Genomic DNA, 20226 nt, shown 5'->3' on the forward strand with positions numbered 1-20226 from the left:
GTGCCTACAAATCGGACAAGAAATATGGCAACTGCTATAAGAATCCCGAACCGGTCTGTCCGAAGCCGAATTTGCATCAGGATATGGGAAGATGTCCAAATCTCTGTTAAGGTCGGTTTTTGGCGCAACCATTTTCGTAGTATCCGTGACGGCAGGATTCGCGCAAATGCCTGTTCTCCAAAGCAACCCGGTAATAGATACCCCGGAATTACTGGAATGGCCTTACGATCGGGAGGGAGTAACCCCTAATCTGAGCGATCCGTCGTCCAACACTCTCCATGACTTCCATGCCCAGATTTCTTCGTGTGAACTGGTGCTGTCGACAGAAGGCAACTATTATCCGGCCCTCAAGGACATGTGGCCGTTGTTTCTTGACAAGTTTCAAGATCAGCCGCTCCGTAACTGGTTCTATACGACGAGCCCGCCGGTGGCGCTTCAGCAATTGCGGAACCGGAATCTTCAGATAGGCAACCTGTACGCGAAGTGCAGACCGCAGGTTGTCGTGGCCACAGAGAAGGTTATTAGGAAACTTCAAGAAGAAGGATTTGCCGAGGGCGAGGCATACTCGCTTTACCAGGATCAGGGCTGCGTCATACTGGTCAAGCGGGGAAATCCCAAAGGAATTCGTTCGTTCTGGGACCTGGCGCGCGCGGATGTGCGATATGTGTCACCCAACCCCCAACTTGAACCGGGGGCATTCGAGAACTATGCCGGCACTCTTTATGGAATAGCCTCGAATGACACCAATCCACCTGGAGACATGACACCGACACGCCTGATTGATCGTATTTTCAATGGGGCAAGCGGAAACCCGCTCAAATGGCTCGCGGGACCACGCATCCATCACCGGGATGTGCCTTGGTCAGTCGCCTGCGGCAAGGGTGACGCAGGACTCATATTCCATCACCTCGGCCTGTATGCCAAAGAGACCTTTCCGGAAAGGTTTGATATCATCCCTCTCGGAGGGACAGTCTCAGACCCAAAGCCTTTGAAAGGGACAATCGTGCAGACTAGGCTCTTGACTCGAATAAAAGGCGATTGGACATCGAGACAACTCGAGGCACGCGAGAAACTTGTCGAGACCTTCCTGTCAGAAGATTTTACGAGGATATTGCAGAAACGGGGAATGAAGAGACCACCGGGATTCGTGCCGCTTGGTGATTGACGTCATGCCATCGTGACGTTTTCAAAGGTAACCACAGATTAAGACCGTCTTACAAATGAGCGCAAGCACGTACCCACCTATAGCCGATTATGGATTCATTGCAGATAGCCACTCCTGCGCCCTGATATCAAAATCAGGCTCGATTGATTGGTGCTGCCTCCCACGGATGGACTCCCCTAGTTGCTTCGGGGCACTGCTCGACTGGCGAAATGGAGGATACTGTCAGATCGTTCCGGTTGGAAAATTCAGAACGACGCGGCGCTATCTGGAATCCACTCTGGTCTTGGAAACCACCTTCGAGACTGAAGAAGGACAAGCGCGGGTCCTGGATTGCTTCACTATGCGAGGAAGGGGTAAACATCATCCATATCATCAGATTCTTCGAACGATCGAAGGTGTGACGGGGAGCGTGGAACTCAGATTGGAAATTGTGCCGCGTTTTGAATATGGAGCAATGAAACCATGGATTAGGAAGGACCCGGAAGGCCGTTTCTTGGCCATGGGGGGCAGTCATGGACTGGTTGTGTTCGGCAACGTTGAGCTGAAACTCAAACATCGTCATCATCTCGAAGGCTCCTGTTCAACCGTGGAAGGACAGCGCGTGTACCTGTCCGTTCTTTTCGGCAAGCCTGAGGACATTGATGATGGCCTGTTGGAGATACCCGAATTAGACGAATTGGACCGCCGCCTGCAATCGACTGTGGGTTGGTGGCATGCCTGGTGCCGCAAGGGTCGGTTTCCCGGTCCCTTTGCTGACCAGATAAAAAGATCAGCTACAGTGCTTAAAGGACTGACCAATGCTCCTACAGGCGCCATAGCGGCCGCGGCAACTACCTCCTTGCCGGAACATCCGGGTGGGTCTCGCAACTGGGATTACCGTTGCTCGTGGATTCGGGACTCGTGTTTCACGGTGGAGTCACTGGTCGAGTTGGGTTTTGTCAAGGAGGCCAACGCGTTTCGACGGTTCATAGAACGCAGTGCGGCAGGTAGCGCAGATCAGCTCCAAGTAGTGTTCGGATTGGGTGGCGAACGCAGGCTCCACGAACTGGAGGTAAAGGAACTGGAAGGTTACCGCCACGCCAGGCCGGTCCGGGTCGGAAACAATGCCTGGAAGCAGAGCCAACTGGACACCTATGGTGAGTTGCTTGATCTGGCCTACCGGTGGCATTCCCGCGGTGAATCCCCGGACGACGATTACTGGGAGTTCTTGGTAGAACTGGTCAATGCAGCAGCTGATTCCTGGCAACGGCAGGACCGTGGCATCTGGGAAACTCGGAGTGAACCGCGTCACTTCGTTTTCTCGAAGGCAATGTGCTGGTGTGCGCTTGATCGCGGAATTAAAATGGCGGAAGAACTTGGATGTCCGGCTCCGCTGGACAAATGGAAAAAGGCCTGTGAGAACGTGCGGCTGGCAGTCGAAACAAGGGGTTACGACGCAAGACGCGGGGTGTTTATTCAGGCATTCGATCATCCGGTTATGGATGCCGCCTTGCTGCTCCTCCCAACCTTTGGTTTCGTGGAATATGGGGACGAACGGATGATCAACACGGCCGATGCCGTCTGGAAAGATCTCGGGGAAGGGGGTCTTCTTCGCCGGTACCCCCCGTACGATGACGGGTTGCCGGGTTCCGAGGGCGTTTTTCTCCCGGGCTCTTTCTGGTTGGCCCGGTGCCTGGCTCTGCAAGGGCGCGTGGACGAGGCCTACCAGGTTTTTGAACACGCCCTTTACACTGCCAACGACCTGGGTCTCTTTTCCGAGGAATACGACACCCAGGCCAACGAAATGCTCGGCAATTTCCCGCAGGCGTTGACCCATTTATCCCTCATTTCGGCAGCAACGGTTCTCAGCGGCACGAATTCGCCATCAGATGAGTGAAATTGTTGAAGGCGGGCAGGGCTGCGGGACGCTTCTATAATGAGCCGGCGGCCCCGCAACACGCGGGGTGCCGCCATGTTTACCTCTGTGAAAAGGTGTTTCTATAGTGATTGCCAAAAGTGATGACCTATTTATTATAGGGAGTCTCAAAGGTTTTGTCTGAACGGGATCGCACCGCTGGACGACCTCATTCGGGAAGAGCTTTTGGGAACAACTATCGAGCCCTGTCTGTCAAGCTACGCTTTCCGTATTGGGTGCCACGGACCTGGGTCCCACCAGGTCCGTGCTTCCTGCCGGTTCTATCGCCACGATAACTCGGAGGATTCCCAGCTTTGCCGTACCGTCGGATCGCTTTTCAATGTGGTGTTCAATGCATGGGGCAACCTTGCCGTTTTCCAAAACAGCCGGCACGGACCTGACAGAGCCCAGGTCCGTGGCACCCGGGAGTCAATCCGTGATTACTTTCGAGAACCGTTATAAGTCAGGATTTTTGGCAACGCCTCTAAGCCTGAGGTTCGCAGAGGGCCGCTTCGTCGAGCGTGTAGTTTCCGGCAAGGAAATTCTTGGCCAACAATTCTACGCTGGCCTCGCAGCGCATGAACATGTCCATTTGCCTGGTGTATTGAAGGAGGCGGCCGATTAGGTCGAGTTTATCTGCGGTGACAGAACCCTCGTATTTGTAGAACCGAGCGTCCACGCGGTCTTCACGAACTTCCACCTGAAAATCGAGAGCGTGGAAAATTGCTGCAATGGCTCGGGCCCTTCTGTTGCGTCGAACATCGTCCGCGGCGCCACCCTTGAACGAAAACGTTATATAGTTCTTGTTGACGCTGTCGCTGCAATACGAATCCAGGACACTGTAGTGATATCCGATTCTGGAACTGAAGTTCAGATAGTGATCGGATATTATGGCGTAGCTTCGATCTCCGAATCGTTCAGCCATGTTGTTCGGAGCCAGCATCTGCTCCCTTATCACGGATAGGAACCCTCCCACGTCAATGGGCCGCGGCCCCTGGTATCGAAGGTCTTCACGGAGCATCCCCCTGAGCAGCGCGAGAAATGGAACAGAGGCAATTTGATCGATCGTTACTCGTCGGCCAAAGAGCAATGCCTCGGCCAGACCCCCTCCCAGGTCGATAATGTGCAGATCCAGGGGAATTGGAGCCACGAGCTTCCTGGCGCCGCCGCCGCTGGTGTCTGAAACGAGGTCGCTTATCTGAAACATTTCTTTATAGGAGAATTCATGCACAAGTCGCATGACGTCGTGAAGTGTCTTGCAGTATTCAGGAGCGAAGTCCACAGATCTTGGATTCACCAAATTTAGCGGCACAATCCAATCGGCCACGTGTCGAAGGGTCTGATAAACCGGGGTGCCTTTCATTGCCGATTCTCGCGTCTTTTGAAGAGCAATCAATTCCGGTACGTGGCCCAGATATACCCTGCCTGAATAAGCATCCACAGTGATTTCTTCCTCAGGAGGGATATCGGAGGTCGCCACCTTCGCGTCCAATAACGTGGGAATCCCGAACTCTCGCGCCAAGGAAGCCATATGCCCGGTGACGCTACCCGCATCAGTCACGATGGCCTGGGCTTTCTGCATTACCATCACAAATTGGGGGGTCGAATGCTTGGCCACCAAAACCGCACCTTCGGGAAAATTGGCCAGGTCTTCGTCGGTTCGTACGTGAAACGCCGGCCCGTGACCAACTCCGGGGAACGCTACAGCCGCGCCTTCCACAACAAGAAGATAACCCTCTACCCTTGGGAAAAGCGAAGCCCTTATCCCGCTCTTTTCAAGATCTTCCAGATGCAGAGGCCGCGTTTGCAGCACTAGTATGCGGCCATGTGGATCCAAGGACCATTCGATGTCCTGGGGGTATTGGTAATGCTCTTCCAGCTTCAGGGCGTACCCTGCCAGAGTCTCTATTTGGCCTTCGGAGAGGCATGGTAGGTTTCTCTTTTCAGGATCGACAGGCAGCTCGGTCAGCCCGCCCAGCGGGTTAACGGTCAATTGTACGGGCTTGTTGGAGACCTTGGTCTCAACAATTCTTGGGCCGCTTTTGGAAACCGTATAGCTGTCAGGAGTTATCACACCGTCTACCGCATAGGGTCCGAGTCCCCACACCGCGTTGATGAGAATACTGTCTCCCAAAGGCTGAGAAGGGTGTCTGGTGTAGACAACTCCCGCGGCCACAGACTCTACCATTTCTATGCACGCTACACTCATGGCTATATCTTCGTCCCGCATCCCCTTGTTCAGGCGATAGGATATGGCCCGGGGAGTATACAAGCTCGCGATGATATACTTGTACGTTTCGATAATCTTGTCATGCTGCACATTCAGAATTGATACGTATTGCCCCGCGTAAGAGAGTTCGCTGTCCTCTCCAATGGCACTGCTCCGCAAGGCCACCTTGGGCATGCCGTCACGGTCGTCATCGCGCTTGCCGATTTTTTCCACCATATTCGCGTACGCAGCGAGAATGGCCTCACTCAGCTCCACCGGCACACGGGCGGAAATGATCAGTCGCTGGATTTCTTCGCTCACGTTGTTCAGGGCTTGAGGGTCAATTGGGTCAAGGTCCATTCTCTTCCTGTTGATCTCATCAATGAGGTCATTGCTTTCGAGAAAGAATTCATAAGCCCTGGTAGTGATCGCAAAGCCTTCGGGGACAGGGACGCTCGTTTTGCTCACCAGTTCTCCAAGGTTGGCGTTCTTTCCGCCTACCCAATCCACCATCTCCTTGGTTATACTGGTGTAAGGCAATACGAATTCCACTGGCGGCAGCTCTTTTCTTCTTCCCAATTCCTCTTTGATGGCCGCGTTGATTCTTTCGAGTACCCCGAAGAGCATCGGGTACTTGTGGCCCGAGAGGTCGTCCAAGCTCTTCACCATCCGGAGCGTGTGAAATACCGCGCGGGCGGCCTGGGACCCTATATAGGACATTCCAAAGACTTCCTGTCCTCGCAGTTTTTCCTCGAAATCAGTGATAATATTTAGCAATTGAGTATTGGAAGCCAGCAGGTCCTTGAAGCAAGTGTATTTGAACTTAAATATCCTGGAAACCTTTTCCGCGGAGGCAGCATCGCGACCTTGACGCTTCCAGCCTTGGATTCTCTTCAGGAGGTTCGTGATGACTTCGGCCATTATCCGGTTCCGGGAAGCGTTCCCACTTTGATTCGAGGCAAGATTGATTTTGTTCGTTCCCGCGCGGGGAATTCAACACACCACTAGTGGGCTAGCAATAAGCGTGCCCTCTGATGAGTTAAATCCGGCGCGTAGCTCCAGTATGATACGGCATTTCATACAGAGTCTATCACGGTGACGGCCCTGAGGCCAGTTTCCCGCTTTGATTCCCCGGCTTGGACCTCGTCCCCCGGAATCGGTCCTTTGCCCCCGGTCTTTACAGTCTGTAAAGAAAACCGACAGACGGATCTTAGTACACCCGCTCTCACCTGCCGCGAATGACCTCTTTGGTTTCCATTTTATCACTGACAGACAGGCTTTTCCGGACATGGCCGCCCTTGGCACGCGGGTTGCAACCTCCGACTTAGACTCGCCTACAAAAGTCGCAAGACTTCGCTTTAGAAAGCAAGGAGGTTTTTTCGCATGAAACGCATCTATTATCTCCCACTGGCCTTTCTCAGCTTGGCCTGCCTGCTAATACCGGACCTGATAATGGCCGCAGGACCAAAGGCCGAAATGCTGATCGTCGTGGCCGACAATCGGGTAGTGGACTGGAGCTTCACCAAGTTCTGGATTGATTATTACAACACCGACCCGTTCATGTTCGGACTTTGGTGCACCATCTTCACCGCGTTTCTGGGTGTGTCCTTCGGCCTTATTACGGACCAAATCATGAGGCACACCGGCCTCGATCTGTCAAAAAGAACGATCGTCGAGCATTGATTCCGGAACACGACCAAGGAGGTAACACAGTATGGAATGGCTATACATGTACATGCCCATTGCCGGAATTGACATTTTCTGGCCGGGCCTGTTGCTCATAGGGTTTTCAGTTGGAGTCATCGGCGGCTTCTTCGGCATGGGGGGCGCCTGGATGGTAACCCCGGGTTTAAACATCCTGGGCTTTCCAATGGCCTTTGCCATCGGCACTGACATAGCGCACATTGCAGGAAAGTCAATGGTCTCCACCTTCAGGCACTCCAAGTTCGGAAACGTCGACTACAAGCTCGGTCTTGTCATGGTGGTCGGGACCGTCATCGGAATCGAGTGCGGCGCGCAGATAGTCATGTGGTTGGAACAAATCGGCCGCGTTGGACCTGTGGTCCGCTGGGTGTACGTTGGCGTGCTCTTCCTCATAGCTGCAATGGTTTTCGCCGATTACAGGAAGGCTATTCAGAAGAAGAAGGCAGGCGTTACAGATGAGCACGGCGCGGTAGGGTTCACCTGGTACAAGACGCTGCACAAGATCAACATTCCACCCATGATGCATTTCAAGGTGGCCGGCATCTACTGTTCCGCGTGGCTGCCAATTGCAGTGAGCTTTCTCACAGGTGTGCTGGCCGGATTCCTGGGTATTGGCGGCGGCTTGCTCCGCATGCCCGCGCTGGTCTACCTGATAGGCTGTCCGACTCACATCGCGGTGGGGACTGACTTGTTTGAAGTTATGATATCGGGTCTGTACGGCACGTTCACTTACGGTGTGAAGGGCCGAATTGAGATCTGGGCGGTATTCGTAATGCTGTCCGGAGCTGCCATTGGCGCTCAAATCGGAACCGTGGCCACCAAGTACGCCAAAGGATATGGCATCCGCATCGCTTTCGGCCTCGCCGTGGTCGCTTGCATGATTTCGATCATCCTGAAGCAATTTAAGTATGACATTCCCGCCACCGTGGTCATTTTAGGCGCGGTTGGCACCATCTGTGTATACATCTGCGGCATCATGTTCAAAGGCGCCGCTAACGAACTTAGGGAAAAGAGAGCAGCCGCCCTCGCTGAGGCGTAGCGTTCCCACGAGAGGAGAGATTTGAATGAGGACCAAGATTCTCTGCTGTTTGATATCGGTGATACTGGGCGTCTGCTTCGCATTGCCGGCAATGGCTGCAAGCGTGGCCCAAGGCAAGTGTGTGGCCTATGACGATGCTAAGAAAGTGTTAGTCATAGAAGAATTCGATACCAAGTTCACCAAAGAACACAAATACGGCCAGCCTACGGGTAAACAGGCGAGCTTTGACGTGACCGACGCTCTGGTCGGCGGGGGCACGCCCAAGCCCGGGGACTTGTGCAGAATCGCCTATGAGGAGAAAGGCGATAAGAAAGTAGCTGTCCGGGTTATGAACATCACCAAGACCGACATAATGAGAAAGTAATGTTGCCGTCGGTCCGATGTGCTCAGGACTGCGTCGGAGCCCAATTAAGCCTCATGGTCCGACGCAGGATTCGAATTGACCGATTTTGCCAGAGGGCCTGGGAGGATGCTTTTGGAGAGAGGTTATCCTCCCAGCGCACCTCAATTTTTTGGCACATGCTATCCTGCCGGCGGCCCCCCAATATTTTGAGGACCCAAATTCAGGTTAAAGAAGCATAGAACAATTTGGTCAGCCGAAACCGCTTGCTTCGGTCGATTGAAAAGGCGTTGAGCCGTGAGTGGCCTCACTTGCTCCTGAAGACGATCAAATGAAGTAGCCGACGACATATCTCAGGCCCACGACACTGATTATGGTCGCAAGTGCCGGCCTGATGACTGCCCCCGGAACGTACTTTTGACAAGCCGCTCCCAGATACATTCCCACGAACCCGCCGATTCCAAACAGAAATCCGAGGAGCCAGTCCGGTCGGACAGACTGACCAGGAAGAGCCACGTACGGACCAAAAAACTCATAAAACATGACCCCTCCTACGGATGTGACGCACGTCCCCATGAGAGTGGCCCCGGCTATGGTGTGAATCGGCAGTCCGAAAAAGGACACTATGAATGGAGCTATTATCGCGCCGCCACCAATCCCGTAAACGCCTCCAATCAATCCCACCACAAGTGAGAGCGCAAAGAGTCCGGTAGTGTGGAACCGAAAACATTCACCGAAGAACTCGTATTCGGTGCAGGAGAGAGTCCATTTGGTGGTACAAATGGCAGGCCGACCGGGATTTGAAACCATGCCTGTCTGCGCTGCAGGACGCTCACGCATTCTTGCCTCTGCAGCCTTTTCAGAAGTCTTCTTGCCTCGATCCTTCACCAACTGATAAAGCATTCGCCCGCCAATGTAGAACAGGACGCACCCTACGAAGAGCTTGAACGCCCTTGGGTCCGGCAAGTACCATACTCGTATGAAGAGTCCCAGGACGAGTCCCGGCAGCGTGCCCGCGATGATATTCCACGCCAAAGGCCAGTTCATTCTGCCTTCTTTGAAATAACGATAAACCGCGCTTGGGATGCCCACGATGTTGAACACCAGGTTCGTCGGCGTTACCGCAGGGCTGGTGAAACCCAGGATGCTCATCTGGAAGGGCAAGATGAGGAAGGCTCCGGATATGCCCCCCATTGACGTGAAAAATGAAATAACCATGCCCACAAGCGGTGGAATCCATATTGCTGTCTCAACTCCTGAAACAGGAAAAGTCATAGCAGCCTCCAGGGCGGATTATTTGAGCGATAGGCATCTCCGGGCGCTGTTTGGTTATTGACTTATGACACGCTTTTAACTAAAATCGTGTCAATATGATGAGCCACTCTCCGATTGTTGTCAAGCGTTTTTCGCGGACGCTATTGGGCACAGGAACTCGATGTGCTAATACTCTTTGATCGAGGAATGATTGGGATCCGGGATGGTGAGACAGGAAACTATGCCAAAGGATAAAGATAAGAGATCTGGATTTTCGAATCTCGTTGGTACGCGTTCAGATTCCAACATTCTAAACCCAGCCCGCATCTATGCAGTCCCACACGAAAGCCGATGCCTGGACCCTACTCAGTTGGCCAAACTGGAACAATCTTTTCGCTCATGGGCAGATGCTTCACCACGCGCCGACACACGCACTTCCAGAAGACGTATTTTATTGATCTTTCTGCTAATTCGTTACACCGGTGCGCGGCTTAATGAAGTATTGACCCTTGATCTCCGCAAACATATCGATGTTTCCAAACGCGTCGTGCATTACGGCAACGTCAAGGAAGCTGACAATAGGCCTCACCGCGAGGTACAGATTTCATCGGAATTGATGTCTGAAATTCAAATGGCGTTGAATGACTCCGCTTTTGGCGAAGAGGTGGGTTCATTGCTAAGGGTGGATCAAGGGCATGTCCGACGCAAGTTTTATGAACGGTCTGTGGCCTGCGGTTTTGCGCAAGATCTCGGTTCCCCGAATGCCATTCGTCGGGCCAGGGCCGTTGAACTGATGCGAAGCAACATGCCGTTGCCGGTGGTACAACGGGTTCTCGGCCATTCGACTCCGAATCTTACCGCGTCCTTGGTCACGTTTTCTGACGAAGATATCCATCAGGTCACGAGACATTTCATTGAAAGGGAAAGCCGCAGGAAAACCAGCGCGCGTAACACATTTTTCGGAAAAATCGGCAATGTTCGGAGAGGAGACATTCAATCCCGAGTCGAACTTGTCACCGTCGGCGGAGACGTGGTGACCACTGTGATTACCAACAACAGTCTGAAGGGGCTGGGACTGAAAGTAGGCTCATTGGTTATCGCTGAAGTCAAAGCGCCCTGGGTCATATTGCAGAAGGCGCATGTCGAACCCTTGTGCACCGCGGAGAACATGTTTCACGGTACAGTGACCCAAATCCTCCGCGGCAAAATCACCACCGAATTTATTGTTCGCATACAGGACGGCACGCAATTGTGCTCTCTGGTGACCGAAGAGAGCAGGCGCAAGCTCGACATCAATGAAGGTGACAAGGTTTGGGTAATGTTCAACAGCTTTGCCGTAATTTTGCATGTCGATTAGCTTAAGGTATTCGAGAGTAACGTCTCCGGAATGATGCTCTTGGAGAGAGGTAATCCTACCAGCGCACCTCAATTTCATTTCTCCCGGCAAATACCCGCACCCAAACTAACTCGCCATAACATATCGGTTGCGGGAAGTACCGTCGAAAGCCTCGGATAACTCAAAGCCGTTGGCACCGAACACAGTCGGCGGGCACGGCCCGCCTACAGGAGGCGGCCCTCCGGAACCGTAGGGCGGGCCGTGCCCGCCGCATTATGGTGACTGCAAAAAAGAACCGCGAGAAATCGGCGTCTTCTTGCCAATAGCTGGGACGATTCCGAAAATACTTTTGGCCACGCCCGTAAATTGCGCGGACTTAGAATGGCCAAACCAGAGGAATGATCAGAATCGCTGTAGTTGCCGTTATAATGTCCATGGGAATACCTACGCGAAGAAAATCGGAGAAATGGTATCCTCCAGGTCCATAAACCATCATGTTCGTCTGGTACCCGAAAGGAGTGGCAAAAGCCACCGACGCAGCCATCATGACCGCCATGGCAAAAGGTGTGACACTCACGCCAAGGGTTTGAGCAGTGGTCATCGCGATGGGGAAAACGAGCACCGCTGCCGCCGCATGCGAAATGATTTCGGTCAGTACCAGAGTCAAAAGGTAGATGGCCGCCAGATTCATCCAGGCATTCGACCCGGCAAGCGCTGTCACACTCGATGCGATGCCTTCCGCGGCTCCTGTTTTAAGCATGGCCGCGCCCAGCCCAAGCGCAGCCGCTATGGTCAGTAGCACCCCTGTATCTATGCTACGTCGCGCTTCGGTCCCACTGACACAACCTGTCATGATCATTAGGCCAGCGGCGAGCATAGCAGCCTTAACCATGCTTAGCCACTCCAGGGACGCCAGCACGACCATGAGACCCAGTATGGCCAATGAAACCCAAGCGCGCTCATGTCGAGGTGGGCTGGAATCCTCGATGGGGCTTACCAGATAGAAATCTCTCGAATTGCGCTGCTGCTCGATAAAACTTTCATGTGCTTCCAACAAGAGAACATCACCGGGACGCAGTATGATGTTTGCGACATTTTGCTGAAGCCGCTGGCCGTGCCTTGCAACGGCCATCACCACCGCGTCGTACCGGGAACGGAACCGTCCCTGCCGGACAGACCTGCCGACGATCGGGCATCCCGGGGACACGACCGCTTCAATGAGCAGCCGCTCCGAGCGAGGAACGTCGAGCCTGAAAACCTGATCTGTTGCAGGCTTCAGACCTTTGATTTTTTGCAGCTCAGCCACTGCCTCCCCACCTCCAACAAACACCAGGCGGTCCTCGGCCTCCAGCGGCTCATCGGACGCGACCGCCGCGATCACATGTCCTTTCCTGTCGATCTCAGCCACATACGCGCCCGCGAAATGTCCCAAGCCGGCCTCTTCCAAGGTCTTCCCTACGAGACTGCTGTCAGGCTCCACTATCATCTCGACGGTGTACTCGCGGGCGCTCTCGAACTCGCTGGATGCAGGGTGTCGATCCGGAACCAACTTCATCAGAGGAATAATGAAGGCTATTCCGATTATCCCTATCGGAATGCCGACCCAAGCCGGAGCGAAGAAACTGAACGGCTCCATTTTGGCCTGATGGGTAATAAGCCCGTTGACTATGAGATTGGGCGCGGTACCGATGATTGTGCACATCCCGCCCACAATCGTCGCATAGCTAAGTGGCATCATCAGGTCGGAAACGCGAAGGTCGTAGCGTCGGGCCCAGTCCTTCACAGCGGGGATCATGATCGCTACTTGGGGTGTATTATTCGTAAAATTGCTGATGACGGCGGCTGGTATCATCATTTTCAGTTGCGCGCGGAGAGTCGATGCAGTCGGTCCCAGCAGCCGTTCCACGATGATCTGCGTCACACCTGTCTGCCGGAGGCCCTCAGCCACGATATAGAGCACCCCTACGGTCACCATGCCTTCATTGGCCAGTCCGGCCAGGGCGTCTTGAGGCGTCAATATCCCGGTAATCAGAAGGAGCGTCACGCCTCCCATGAGCACGGTGTCCGGGCCGATGTCCGTCAGGGACAGAAACCCAAGCATTACAGCGACCACAGTGATCGTATACCACGCTTCAAACCCCATTCCGGCCTCCGGCAAGCAACAGCGTCGCCAAATCTATGTATTTCGCCATGACCGACGATCTTCCACTTCAAGAAACGTTAAATTTGAAGACCAGATAGACGGAACTCCCTTCGCTCCGTCACGGGAATTACTGGATAGGGACCGGTCAGTCTTGGAGCAACGAGCACTAGATAACAGAGGCACTAAACTTCCGGTTGCAACTATCTCTGACAAGGTCGTAACAATTCTCGGGCCATAATGATAGCTCCAAACCGGCCGAATCGTCTCCTGGTTTTTTGGCCAAACTAGCGAACCTGCTGAGGGCGACCCACAGAAACGGGGCGCCCAATAACGTGAAAATTTTCAAAAGAAAAACTAATTTCGTAGCTCCGAATGGTCCTCGGTTCCCAAATACAAACATCTATCCCAAAAAATTTGCATTCACCCATCAGTAGTCAAGGTGGCATCAGTTGACGGGATCGACGAGAAGGTTCTCCATGACCAAATCCATGAAGGCTTCGGCTTCTTGGCGAGTGAACAGACAGGCAGACGCGTGCAGGAGGAAATTCAGTTGGTTGCGAAACACATAGACAATTAGCAGGAGATGGGTGTTGGAGAGCAGCTTGTACCCCACGCCGTGAACCTCTGAAAGAGTAAAATCACCGCTGTGGGTAAAGCAGGTATTTGCAGTGGGCTTTCCGTTCTTCGTTTCCGGCCAGATTACTCCCAGCAGAGTTATTGCCATTGAAAACTGATGCTGGTTCATGATGAAGTTGACGATTTTGCTTCTGGCGGCAAACGGAAAAGGCCTGAGCACTGCGTTCATTCGGGAGATGTCCTGGTAAAACTTGAAATCCATCTGCCTGCGGAATTGTTTGATACGAGACAAGGCCACTGATTTTGCAAAAGCTGCGGGACTTTTCCGCTCTTCGGGCTGTGACCTGAAAAAGATCAGTCCACTATTATTAACGGTGTTGAAGGTCCTGAACCGCCCTTTCATATTGACCGTCATGGATGTGGTCAAGATCCCGGGCGTTTTGTTGAAATGTTCATTCCATCGGTCAATAGCTATGTTGGTGCCAACCACCAGGTGATCCACCAAAGAGCCTCTGCCGGACGATGGCTTCGTGATGGCCTCGGTTTGTGCGATAGATAGTTTTCGCTTTACGTGATGTTGCCTGGCATCCTGTAGGCTACCACTTCCCGCAGGGAGCGTAGTCTTGTCCATGAAATGCCCCAGTGTGTCCCGTACGTTTGAGAGGACCTGCTTGAAGGAAGGTTTTTTCACCTGCACCATTCTTTTCTGCAGGGTGGACATCGCGTGCGGTTGGCAAGCCCATTCCGGCTTACTTCCTTTCATGATTTTGTCGTACCTCTCGAACATCTTCTTCCCCACCTCCGCAGCGGTCCCACCGTCGGCCACCACATGGTGGGCTACCTGCGCGATCACATGGTGGTCCTCGGCTACACGAACGATGTGGTATTTCAGCGCCGGCTTGTTGAAGAGGTCCCAGTGAGCGTCAAGTCGCGGGGCCAAATGGTCCATAAGGCTGGATAAAACCGAGGATGTTCCTTCAACCTGGAGTTCGGAAAACACTACTGGAATGGTAAAATCCGGGCGATATTCCCTGAGGAGGTAATGTCTCCCCCAATTTCTAACTTCTTTGAGGCACGTCATAAGCTCCGGAAAATCTTGAGGAAGCTGACTAATTGCTAACCTCAGACCATCCAAGTCAAACGGTCCTTGCGCCTCGACGGCATTCATCAAGACGTTCTTTGTATTGCCGTGGCTGGAAAGCGCCAGCATCTCTGACAGCGCATCCAGCTTGGAAGAGGTTTCTCGCATCCTCGCCCCTTGCGAATGGTAGGCCTGCGCATCTTATTCCGATGCGCATTCAAGATGGTGTACTGATTTCCAGTGGAGCCCCACACTCACGGTTCACCCAGCGCCTTCAAAATCACTCTCATGGTGATCGGGGCCAGATTATAGGATTGCAGCTCTCCTTTTTCCACCCATGCGGCCTCGAGCGCGTCCGAACCCGCGCGAAGTATTCCACCAGTCGTCCGGCACAAGTAGTCCGCCAATACATAATGATGCCGGATAAGGCCGGTCTCGTCCGGGAAAATTCGTTCCACCAGTTCCACGAGGTCGAGAGGCTCCACGTCCAGGCCGGTTTCTTCCTGCGCTTCCCTGGTTACCGCGTCCACCAGGGTTTCCCCGACTTGAACCAATCCGCCGGGAATGCTCCATTCTCCCAGGGAAGGAGGCGTTCCTCGCCGAACCAGCACAATCCGACTCCCCTCAACGATAAGCGCGCCTACTCCTACCAAAGGGACCGGGGGATACTCTCGCTGTATTTCACGTTGCTCTGTCAAAGATTAGACTACCAAATAAACGCGGCAACCCCTCCCGATGATTGGAGTCCAAAAGGGAGGGGCTGACTTTACGCTTCATTTCTATATACACAATTCATCCGGAAGGGCAGCGTCCCTTCAGAACCTAAACCTCTGAAAAGAAATACGGCTTGAGGCACTCGGTGCGCTCGGTGTATGTCTTCGGGTCCAGGAACCAGGTCACTGCACTGAAAGAGCTGAGTAGCGAGTTCCCATCCTGGGGAGTGAAACAAAAGCCTATAACATCATGGCCCTTTCGAACCTCCAAACAAGGCTCCACTATTACCGTCTGGTTCAGGATACGCCCGAAATAGCCATGATCTCGCCCGAAGGAAAAGACCTCGCAGGCCGCCTGCTTCTTGGTCATGCTGATGCGCTCATCACTTCTGAATCGAGCGATCACCTCTTCCTTGGTAACGGCCCTCTTGAGCTTCAAGGTAAAGTATATGCAGTGCATGTACTGAGTATTTAATTTCAGAGCCGAGGAAAACAGGTTCAGATCCAGTCCTCTGGTTCGAAATAAATGGTAGGCGTCCCGCGCATGATGGGTGCCGAAAACCGGGTCTCCATGTTTGCCCACGTCGGGCGAGGGCACAAAGCCCTTCACCTGGCTGATGTCATTGGCCCTCCTGATGCACAGGAAACGCGCTTCCTCCAGATTGTCGTCGCCGTCCACCAGGGCCACTGAGTGGATCAGTGCGCACAGGTTGTGAGTGTTGCAGCTCACAATCTGAACATACCGATCTTTCCCGACTTCCAGGGCGTCATCGTTGATCCCCCGCGCGTACATCTTGCCGAATCCGAATTCACTTCCCTGGGCTATGAATCCCTTGGTGTTGGCCAGATATTTCTCATAGAATTCGTGTTTGTTGGAAATGCCGACTCCCGAGGGAGTGCAATCCACAACCACATCCGCCTTGGCCAGCGCCTCTTCGTGAACCATTGTCGGTTTTAGCCCAAGGGCCTCGAAATCTCCGATTTTGTCCTCGTCGGTAATCAACTTTGCCCCTCGGGCAATAAGGGCCTTAACTTTCGGCAAATCCCGCGGGAGTGGGGAACGCTTGTGAAAAGTGATTTCGGAGAATCCCGCTTGGTCTTTAAAAGAGCATAGCAATCCGATAAGCGGTTCCCCTATGGTGCCTGTCCCTACGACATGAACCACACCTTTGTCCTTGCCCATTTCCCTCTCTCCTTTCAGGTGATTGTAGTATTTCGGAATAATAAGGTAGGTTAACAGTTTTCTGCCAACGGCGCAACAATAGCGACGGGATGCCGGTTAGGCATTCAGTTACAGGGGGGAGAGGAGCCGGAAAGTCTATTTGGTTGACTCAAAGGGAACTCCATCAGCCGAAATCGTCACTCCAGCGAAAACCGAGGTCCAGGAGCTTCCGAGGATTCTGGATTCCGGCCCCGGTTTTCACCGGGGTAAACTTGGGGATCGCCGGAATGACGGCAAGAACTCCCGCACATAGGTGAATGCTTACGGATGTCAGCAGTCATTCCCGCTTCAGAAAAAGGGCGATAAAGTCACCCCACACCCTCTCTTGAAGAGGGCGCAAGTGGATTCTTCCCGCGAAACCAAACAGTTGCCGATGCCTCATTCCATCGGGGCTCAGGAAAACGGCAAGAACCTTTGCAGCGAAAATCTTCTTTTCCGGGGCTCTGTTTTCTCCTCTTCCTCCTCTTTCGGAGGTTCTTCCGGAGCAGTTGCTTGCTGCGGCTCCGAATCAGGGGAAACGCCCTCGTCTACGGCCTCGGTCGCGGCCGGGATTGGCTCTTCGGGCCTTACCTCTATTTCCTCCGCCTCGACGGCAAGCTCCTCATCCCGAACTTCGGCCTGTGCTTCCATTTCCACGGGTGGGGGTTCTTCCGAAGGGAAGGATAGGTCCTCGGTTCCCGGAGTGAAGAAATCCTCGCCCTTCAACGTGATTCTCGGCTCCGCGGGCCCTTCTTCTTCTATTTCTGCTGAAACCAATTCTTCTTCAACAAAGCCGTATTCCGGGATTACCTCGGAGGGTATCTCCTCTTCCCGAGGCGGTTCAGGTCTCTTTTTGGTCCTTCTTCTCCTCCTCCCGGGTTTCTTGGCCTGCCTTTTTTCTTCTTCGCCCTCGACGGGCTCCTCACTCCTTACCTCGACTTCACCCGCTACGGGCAAGGGCAGGTGTTCTTCGATGGATTCGAATATAGGCTGTTCGGTTATTTCTTCTCTTATGGCCTCCACTGCGATGTCCTTGTCCGGGAGAGCGTGTCTGACCTGAATCGTGATGCGAGACCCGTGCTGATTTTCCAATTCCACCAGAGGCGAGCGCATTCTGTTCAGCAAGTACTCAGCCACCCTGGCCGGGACGGTGGCTTTGACTTCGGCAACATCGCTCTTGATCAGCATGGACTTTATTCTTCTGAACACGGACAACGCGGCCATTTCGGGCGAGCGCACTTTTCCGTGGCCGTCGCAAAGCGGGCAGTCGAGGTACTCTCCGGTGCCTAGAGACGACTTGAGCCGTTGCCTGGAGAGTTCCAGCAGCCCCAGGGTCGAGATACGCAGGACCTTGCTTTTTGCTCTGTCCTTTTTCAGGACTGCTTTCACGGCCTTTTCGACTTCCTGCTTGTGGTTTTTGTGTACCATGTCAATGAAGTCGATGACTATGATCCCTCCAAGGTCCCTCAGCCGGAGCTGCCTCGCGATTTCGGGCGCGGCTTCCATGTTTACGCGAAAAGCCGTTTCCTCAATGCCCTTTTCTTTGGTCGCACCGCCGGAGTTAACATCCACGGTCACCATTGCTTCCGTCGGCTCAATCAGGATGTATCCTCCCGATTTGAGATTGATTCTCTTACGATAGACCTGCTCTATCTGCTCCTCGAGTTGGTACTTGTTAAAGAGAGGGCGTTTTTCCTGATAGAGTTTCACCAGATTCTCATATCGGGGCATGACCTGATGAAAGAAGTCTCTAACCCTTCTGTGAACCTCTTTATCGTCTACCAGTAACTCGGATATGTCAGAGGAAAAGTGTTCCCGAATGGATCGAATGACCACGTCATGCTCTTTGTGAAGCAGGCATGGCGAGGGTTTTTGCTCCAAAGTAGTCTCTATGGATTGCCACAGTCTCAGGAGGTAATCGAGGTCACGGATAAGGTCGGTCTTAGTCCGCCCCATACCTGCCGTCCGTATGATGAACCCCATATTTTCGGGCATCTTCAACTGCTTGAGGATTTCTTTCAGTTTCTTTCGCTCTTCTTCGTCTTCGATTTTCCGGGAGACGCCGCAAAGCTCGGTTCCAGGCATCAGCACTAAATAGCGGCCCGCGATCGAAATGTTGGTTGTAAGGCTGGCCCCTTTGTGCTGGCGTTCCTCCTTGTTTACTTGCACAAGGACGTGGTCGTCTTTCTTGAAAACATCCTGGATGCGGGGGCGCCTGCGGCCCCCCTCAAACGACTCGGGGAAGTAAGAGGGATGAACGTCATTAATCGACAAGAAACCGTTGCGACTTGCGCCGTAGTCAACAAATACCGCCTGCAGAGAAGGCTCCACCCGGCTGACCACAGCTTTGTATATGTTTCCAAGCGTGGGTTCGTGCGTTTTGACTGCAACATCAAGCTCTTCGAGAACGCCGTCGCAAACTACAGCCACTCTGCATTCTTCGGTGTGGCTGGCGTTTATGAGCATTTTTTTTACCATTATTTTATTCTTTTCCTTTAGAGGCCGAACCGGGACAACCTTCGGTTGGGCCCGCTTTTGACCGGGTATCTGCCCGCCAAAGTAGGGGGGCTGTCAATCTATAAGGTTTTTGATCTCGTTCCACAAATGATTTTTGCCATAACCATTGTGCGAGGAAAAAAAAACCACGGGAACTTGAGAGCCGACCTCAGCGTTTATTATTTTTTTCTGGCGCCCCATCTCGCTGTTGCTCAGCTTATCCGCCTTGGTTGCCGCAACTATGAAGGGGATTCGATGAAACAGGAGATAGTTGATTAAGCCCATGTCCGATTCCGTAGGCGGACGCCTGGCATCTACGATGACCACGATCCCGGCCAGCTCTTTTCGATCCTGCAAATAGCCTTCGACCAGCTGTCGCCACCTTGCCTTCTCCTCTAGAGGCACGCGCGCAAAACCGTATCCCGGAAGGTCCACGAAAATCAACCGATCGTTGATGACAAAGAAGTTTAACTGTCGGGTCCGTCCGGGGGTCTTGGATGTCCGCGCAAGGTCACGGCGTCCCAGGAGTACATTGATCATGGAGGACTTACCCACGTTAGAACGTCCTGCGAAGGCTATTTCAGCCAATCCGTCCCGGGGATAACCTCTTTTGTCCTGCGCGGCCCGAAGGAAACTCGCGCTCAATATTCTCATTCGAAATATGCCTACCGCCACGGGCAATCCGCCGAAGACGGTCGGCTCCGCGGTATCCTCATGAATTTCACTATGTCCAACTAGAATTTAGTGATATTTCTCGTTACCTACAACTGGAAGCGAACAATTATGGCCGGCGTCGGAAGGCCGACCGCATTACGGCTTTCCCGGCAGCGCCGGAAGTCTTTCGATATCCAGGACGTGTACGACTGAACGCGGCCGGAAGGCAGGCATGTTTGCGTGTCCAGCCCCCGACAGCTTGATATATCATAAACCGGGGCTAACATCTGGTTCTTATTTTACCGCTCAAGCGTTGAGAAGGAAAGGGTTGGGGTTCAATTGATGATTGAAGCCGCCGCCGGGAAAGGTGAAAGGTCCGCCGAATGACAGAGGAGAATGATCGATCTTATGCAATTGCATT

14 protein-coding genes are annotated in these 20226 nt (G+C 53.3%); 6 read left to right on the forward strand and 8 right to left on the reverse strand.

All coding sequences use genetic code 11. From position 1 onward, the window contains the following. Positions 1 to 91: 91 nt before the first annotated feature. The gene (locus tag HY913_20305; protein ID MBI4965631.1) at positions 92 to 1165 is read left to right on the forward strand and encodes a substrate-binding domain-containing protein; all 1074 of its coding nucleotides are present in this window, start codon (positions 92 to 94) and stop codon (positions 1163 to 1165) included. Between the two features lie 55 nt (positions 1166 to 1220). Then, the gene (locus HY913_20310; GenBank protein MBI4965632.1) at positions 1221 to 3041 is read left to right on the forward strand and encodes a glycoside hydrolase family 15 protein; all 1821 of its coding nucleotides are present in this window, start codon (positions 1221 to 1223) and stop codon (positions 3039 to 3041) included. 502 nt (positions 3042 to 3543) lie between these two features. Here the strand turns inward: HY913_20310 and HY913_20315 are convergent. Further along, the gene (locus tag HY913_20315) at positions 3544 to 6189 is read right to left on the reverse strand and encodes a phosphoenolpyruvate synthase (protein MBI4965633.1); all 2646 of its coding nucleotides are present in this window, start codon (positions 6187 to 6189) and stop codon (positions 3544 to 3546) included. Positions 6190 to 6651: 462 nt separating this feature from the next. Here HY913_20315 and HY913_20320 point away from each other — a divergent pair, with 462 nt between their 5' ends. The 3 genes from HY913_20320 to HY913_20330 are packed head-to-tail and all read left to right on the forward strand — an operon-like array spanning position 6652 to position 8375. Continuing rightward, positions 6652 to 6951 carry a hypothetical protein gene (locus HY913_20320; GenBank protein ID MBI4965634.1) on the forward strand — a complete coding sequence of 100 codons (300 nt, stop codon included), beginning with the start codon at positions 6652 to 6654 and terminating at the stop codon, positions 6949 to 6951. A gap of 31 nt (positions 6952 to 6982) precedes the next feature. After that, a complete protein-coding gene (locus tag HY913_20325) occupies positions 6983 to 8011 on the forward strand; it encodes a sulfite exporter TauE/SafE family protein (protein MBI4965635.1) in 1029 nt (342 codons plus the stop codon). Positions 8012 to 8036: 25 nt separating this feature from the next. Further along, a complete protein-coding gene (locus tag HY913_20330; protein MBI4965636.1) occupies positions 8037 to 8375 on the forward strand; it encodes a hypothetical protein in 339 nt (112 codons plus the stop codon). Between the two features lie 303 nt (positions 8376 to 8678). Here the strand turns inward: HY913_20330 and HY913_20335 are convergent, their stop codons facing one another. Continuing rightward, the gene (locus HY913_20335) at positions 8679 to 9626 is read right to left on the reverse strand and encodes a sulfite exporter TauE/SafE family protein (protein ID MBI4965637.1); all 948 of its coding nucleotides are present in this window, start codon (positions 9624 to 9626) and stop codon (positions 8679 to 8681) included. 220 nt (positions 9627 to 9846) lie between these two features. Here HY913_20335 and HY913_20340 point away from each other — a divergent pair, with 220 nt between their 5' ends. Then, positions 9847 to 10962 (forward strand): TOBE domain-containing protein, encoded by a 1116-nt coding sequence (locus tag HY913_20340; GenBank protein MBI4965638.1) that lies wholly within the window; start codon positions 9847 to 9849, stop codon positions 10960 to 10962. Between the two features lie 355 nt (positions 10963 to 11317). On the opposite strand, the gene HY913_20345 is transcribed toward HY913_20340, so the two are convergent. From HY913_20345 to HY913_20370, 6 genes are all read right to left on the reverse strand, one after another. Next, positions 11318 to 13084, reverse strand: coding sequence for an SLC13 family permease (locus HY913_20345; GenBank protein ID MBI4965639.1), 1767 nt, complete (start codon positions 13082 to 13084; stop codon positions 11318 to 11320). Between the two features lie 445 nt (positions 13085 to 13529). Then, on the reverse strand, positions 13530 to 14909 hold the full coding sequence (locus HY913_20350) for a hypothetical protein (protein MBI4965640.1): 1380 nt from the start codon (positions 14907 to 14909) through the stop codon (positions 13530 to 13532). An 86-nt stretch (positions 14910 to 14995) separates the two neighbouring features. Continuing rightward, entirely contained in the window at positions 14996 to 15421 is a 426-nt protein-coding gene (locus HY913_20355) for an NUDIX hydrolase (protein MBI4965641.1), read from the reverse strand. 142 nt (positions 15422 to 15563) lie between these two features. Beyond that, positions 15564 to 16637, reverse strand: coding sequence for a hypothetical protein (locus HY913_20360; protein ID MBI4965642.1), 1074 nt, complete (start codon positions 16635 to 16637; stop codon positions 15564 to 15566). Positions 16638 to 17069: 432 nt separating this feature from the next. Beyond that, a complete protein-coding gene (locus tag HY913_20365) occupies positions 17070 to 19133 on the reverse strand; it encodes an Rne/Rng family ribonuclease (protein ID MBI4965643.1) in 2064 nt (687 codons plus the stop codon). A 93-nt stretch (positions 19134 to 19226) separates the two neighbouring features. Beyond that, on the reverse strand, positions 19227 to 19805 hold the full coding sequence (locus HY913_20370) for a YihA family ribosome biogenesis GTP-binding protein (GenBank protein ID MBI4965644.1): 579 nt from the start codon (positions 19803 to 19805) through the stop codon (positions 19227 to 19229). Between the last annotated feature and the right edge of the window lie 421 nt (positions 19806 to 20226).

Origin of the sequence: Desulfomonile tiedjei (assembly GCA_016212925.1) — a bacterium.
Taxonomy (GTDB): Bacteria; Desulfobacterota; Desulfomonilia; order Desulfomonilales; family Desulfomonilaceae; genus JACRDF01.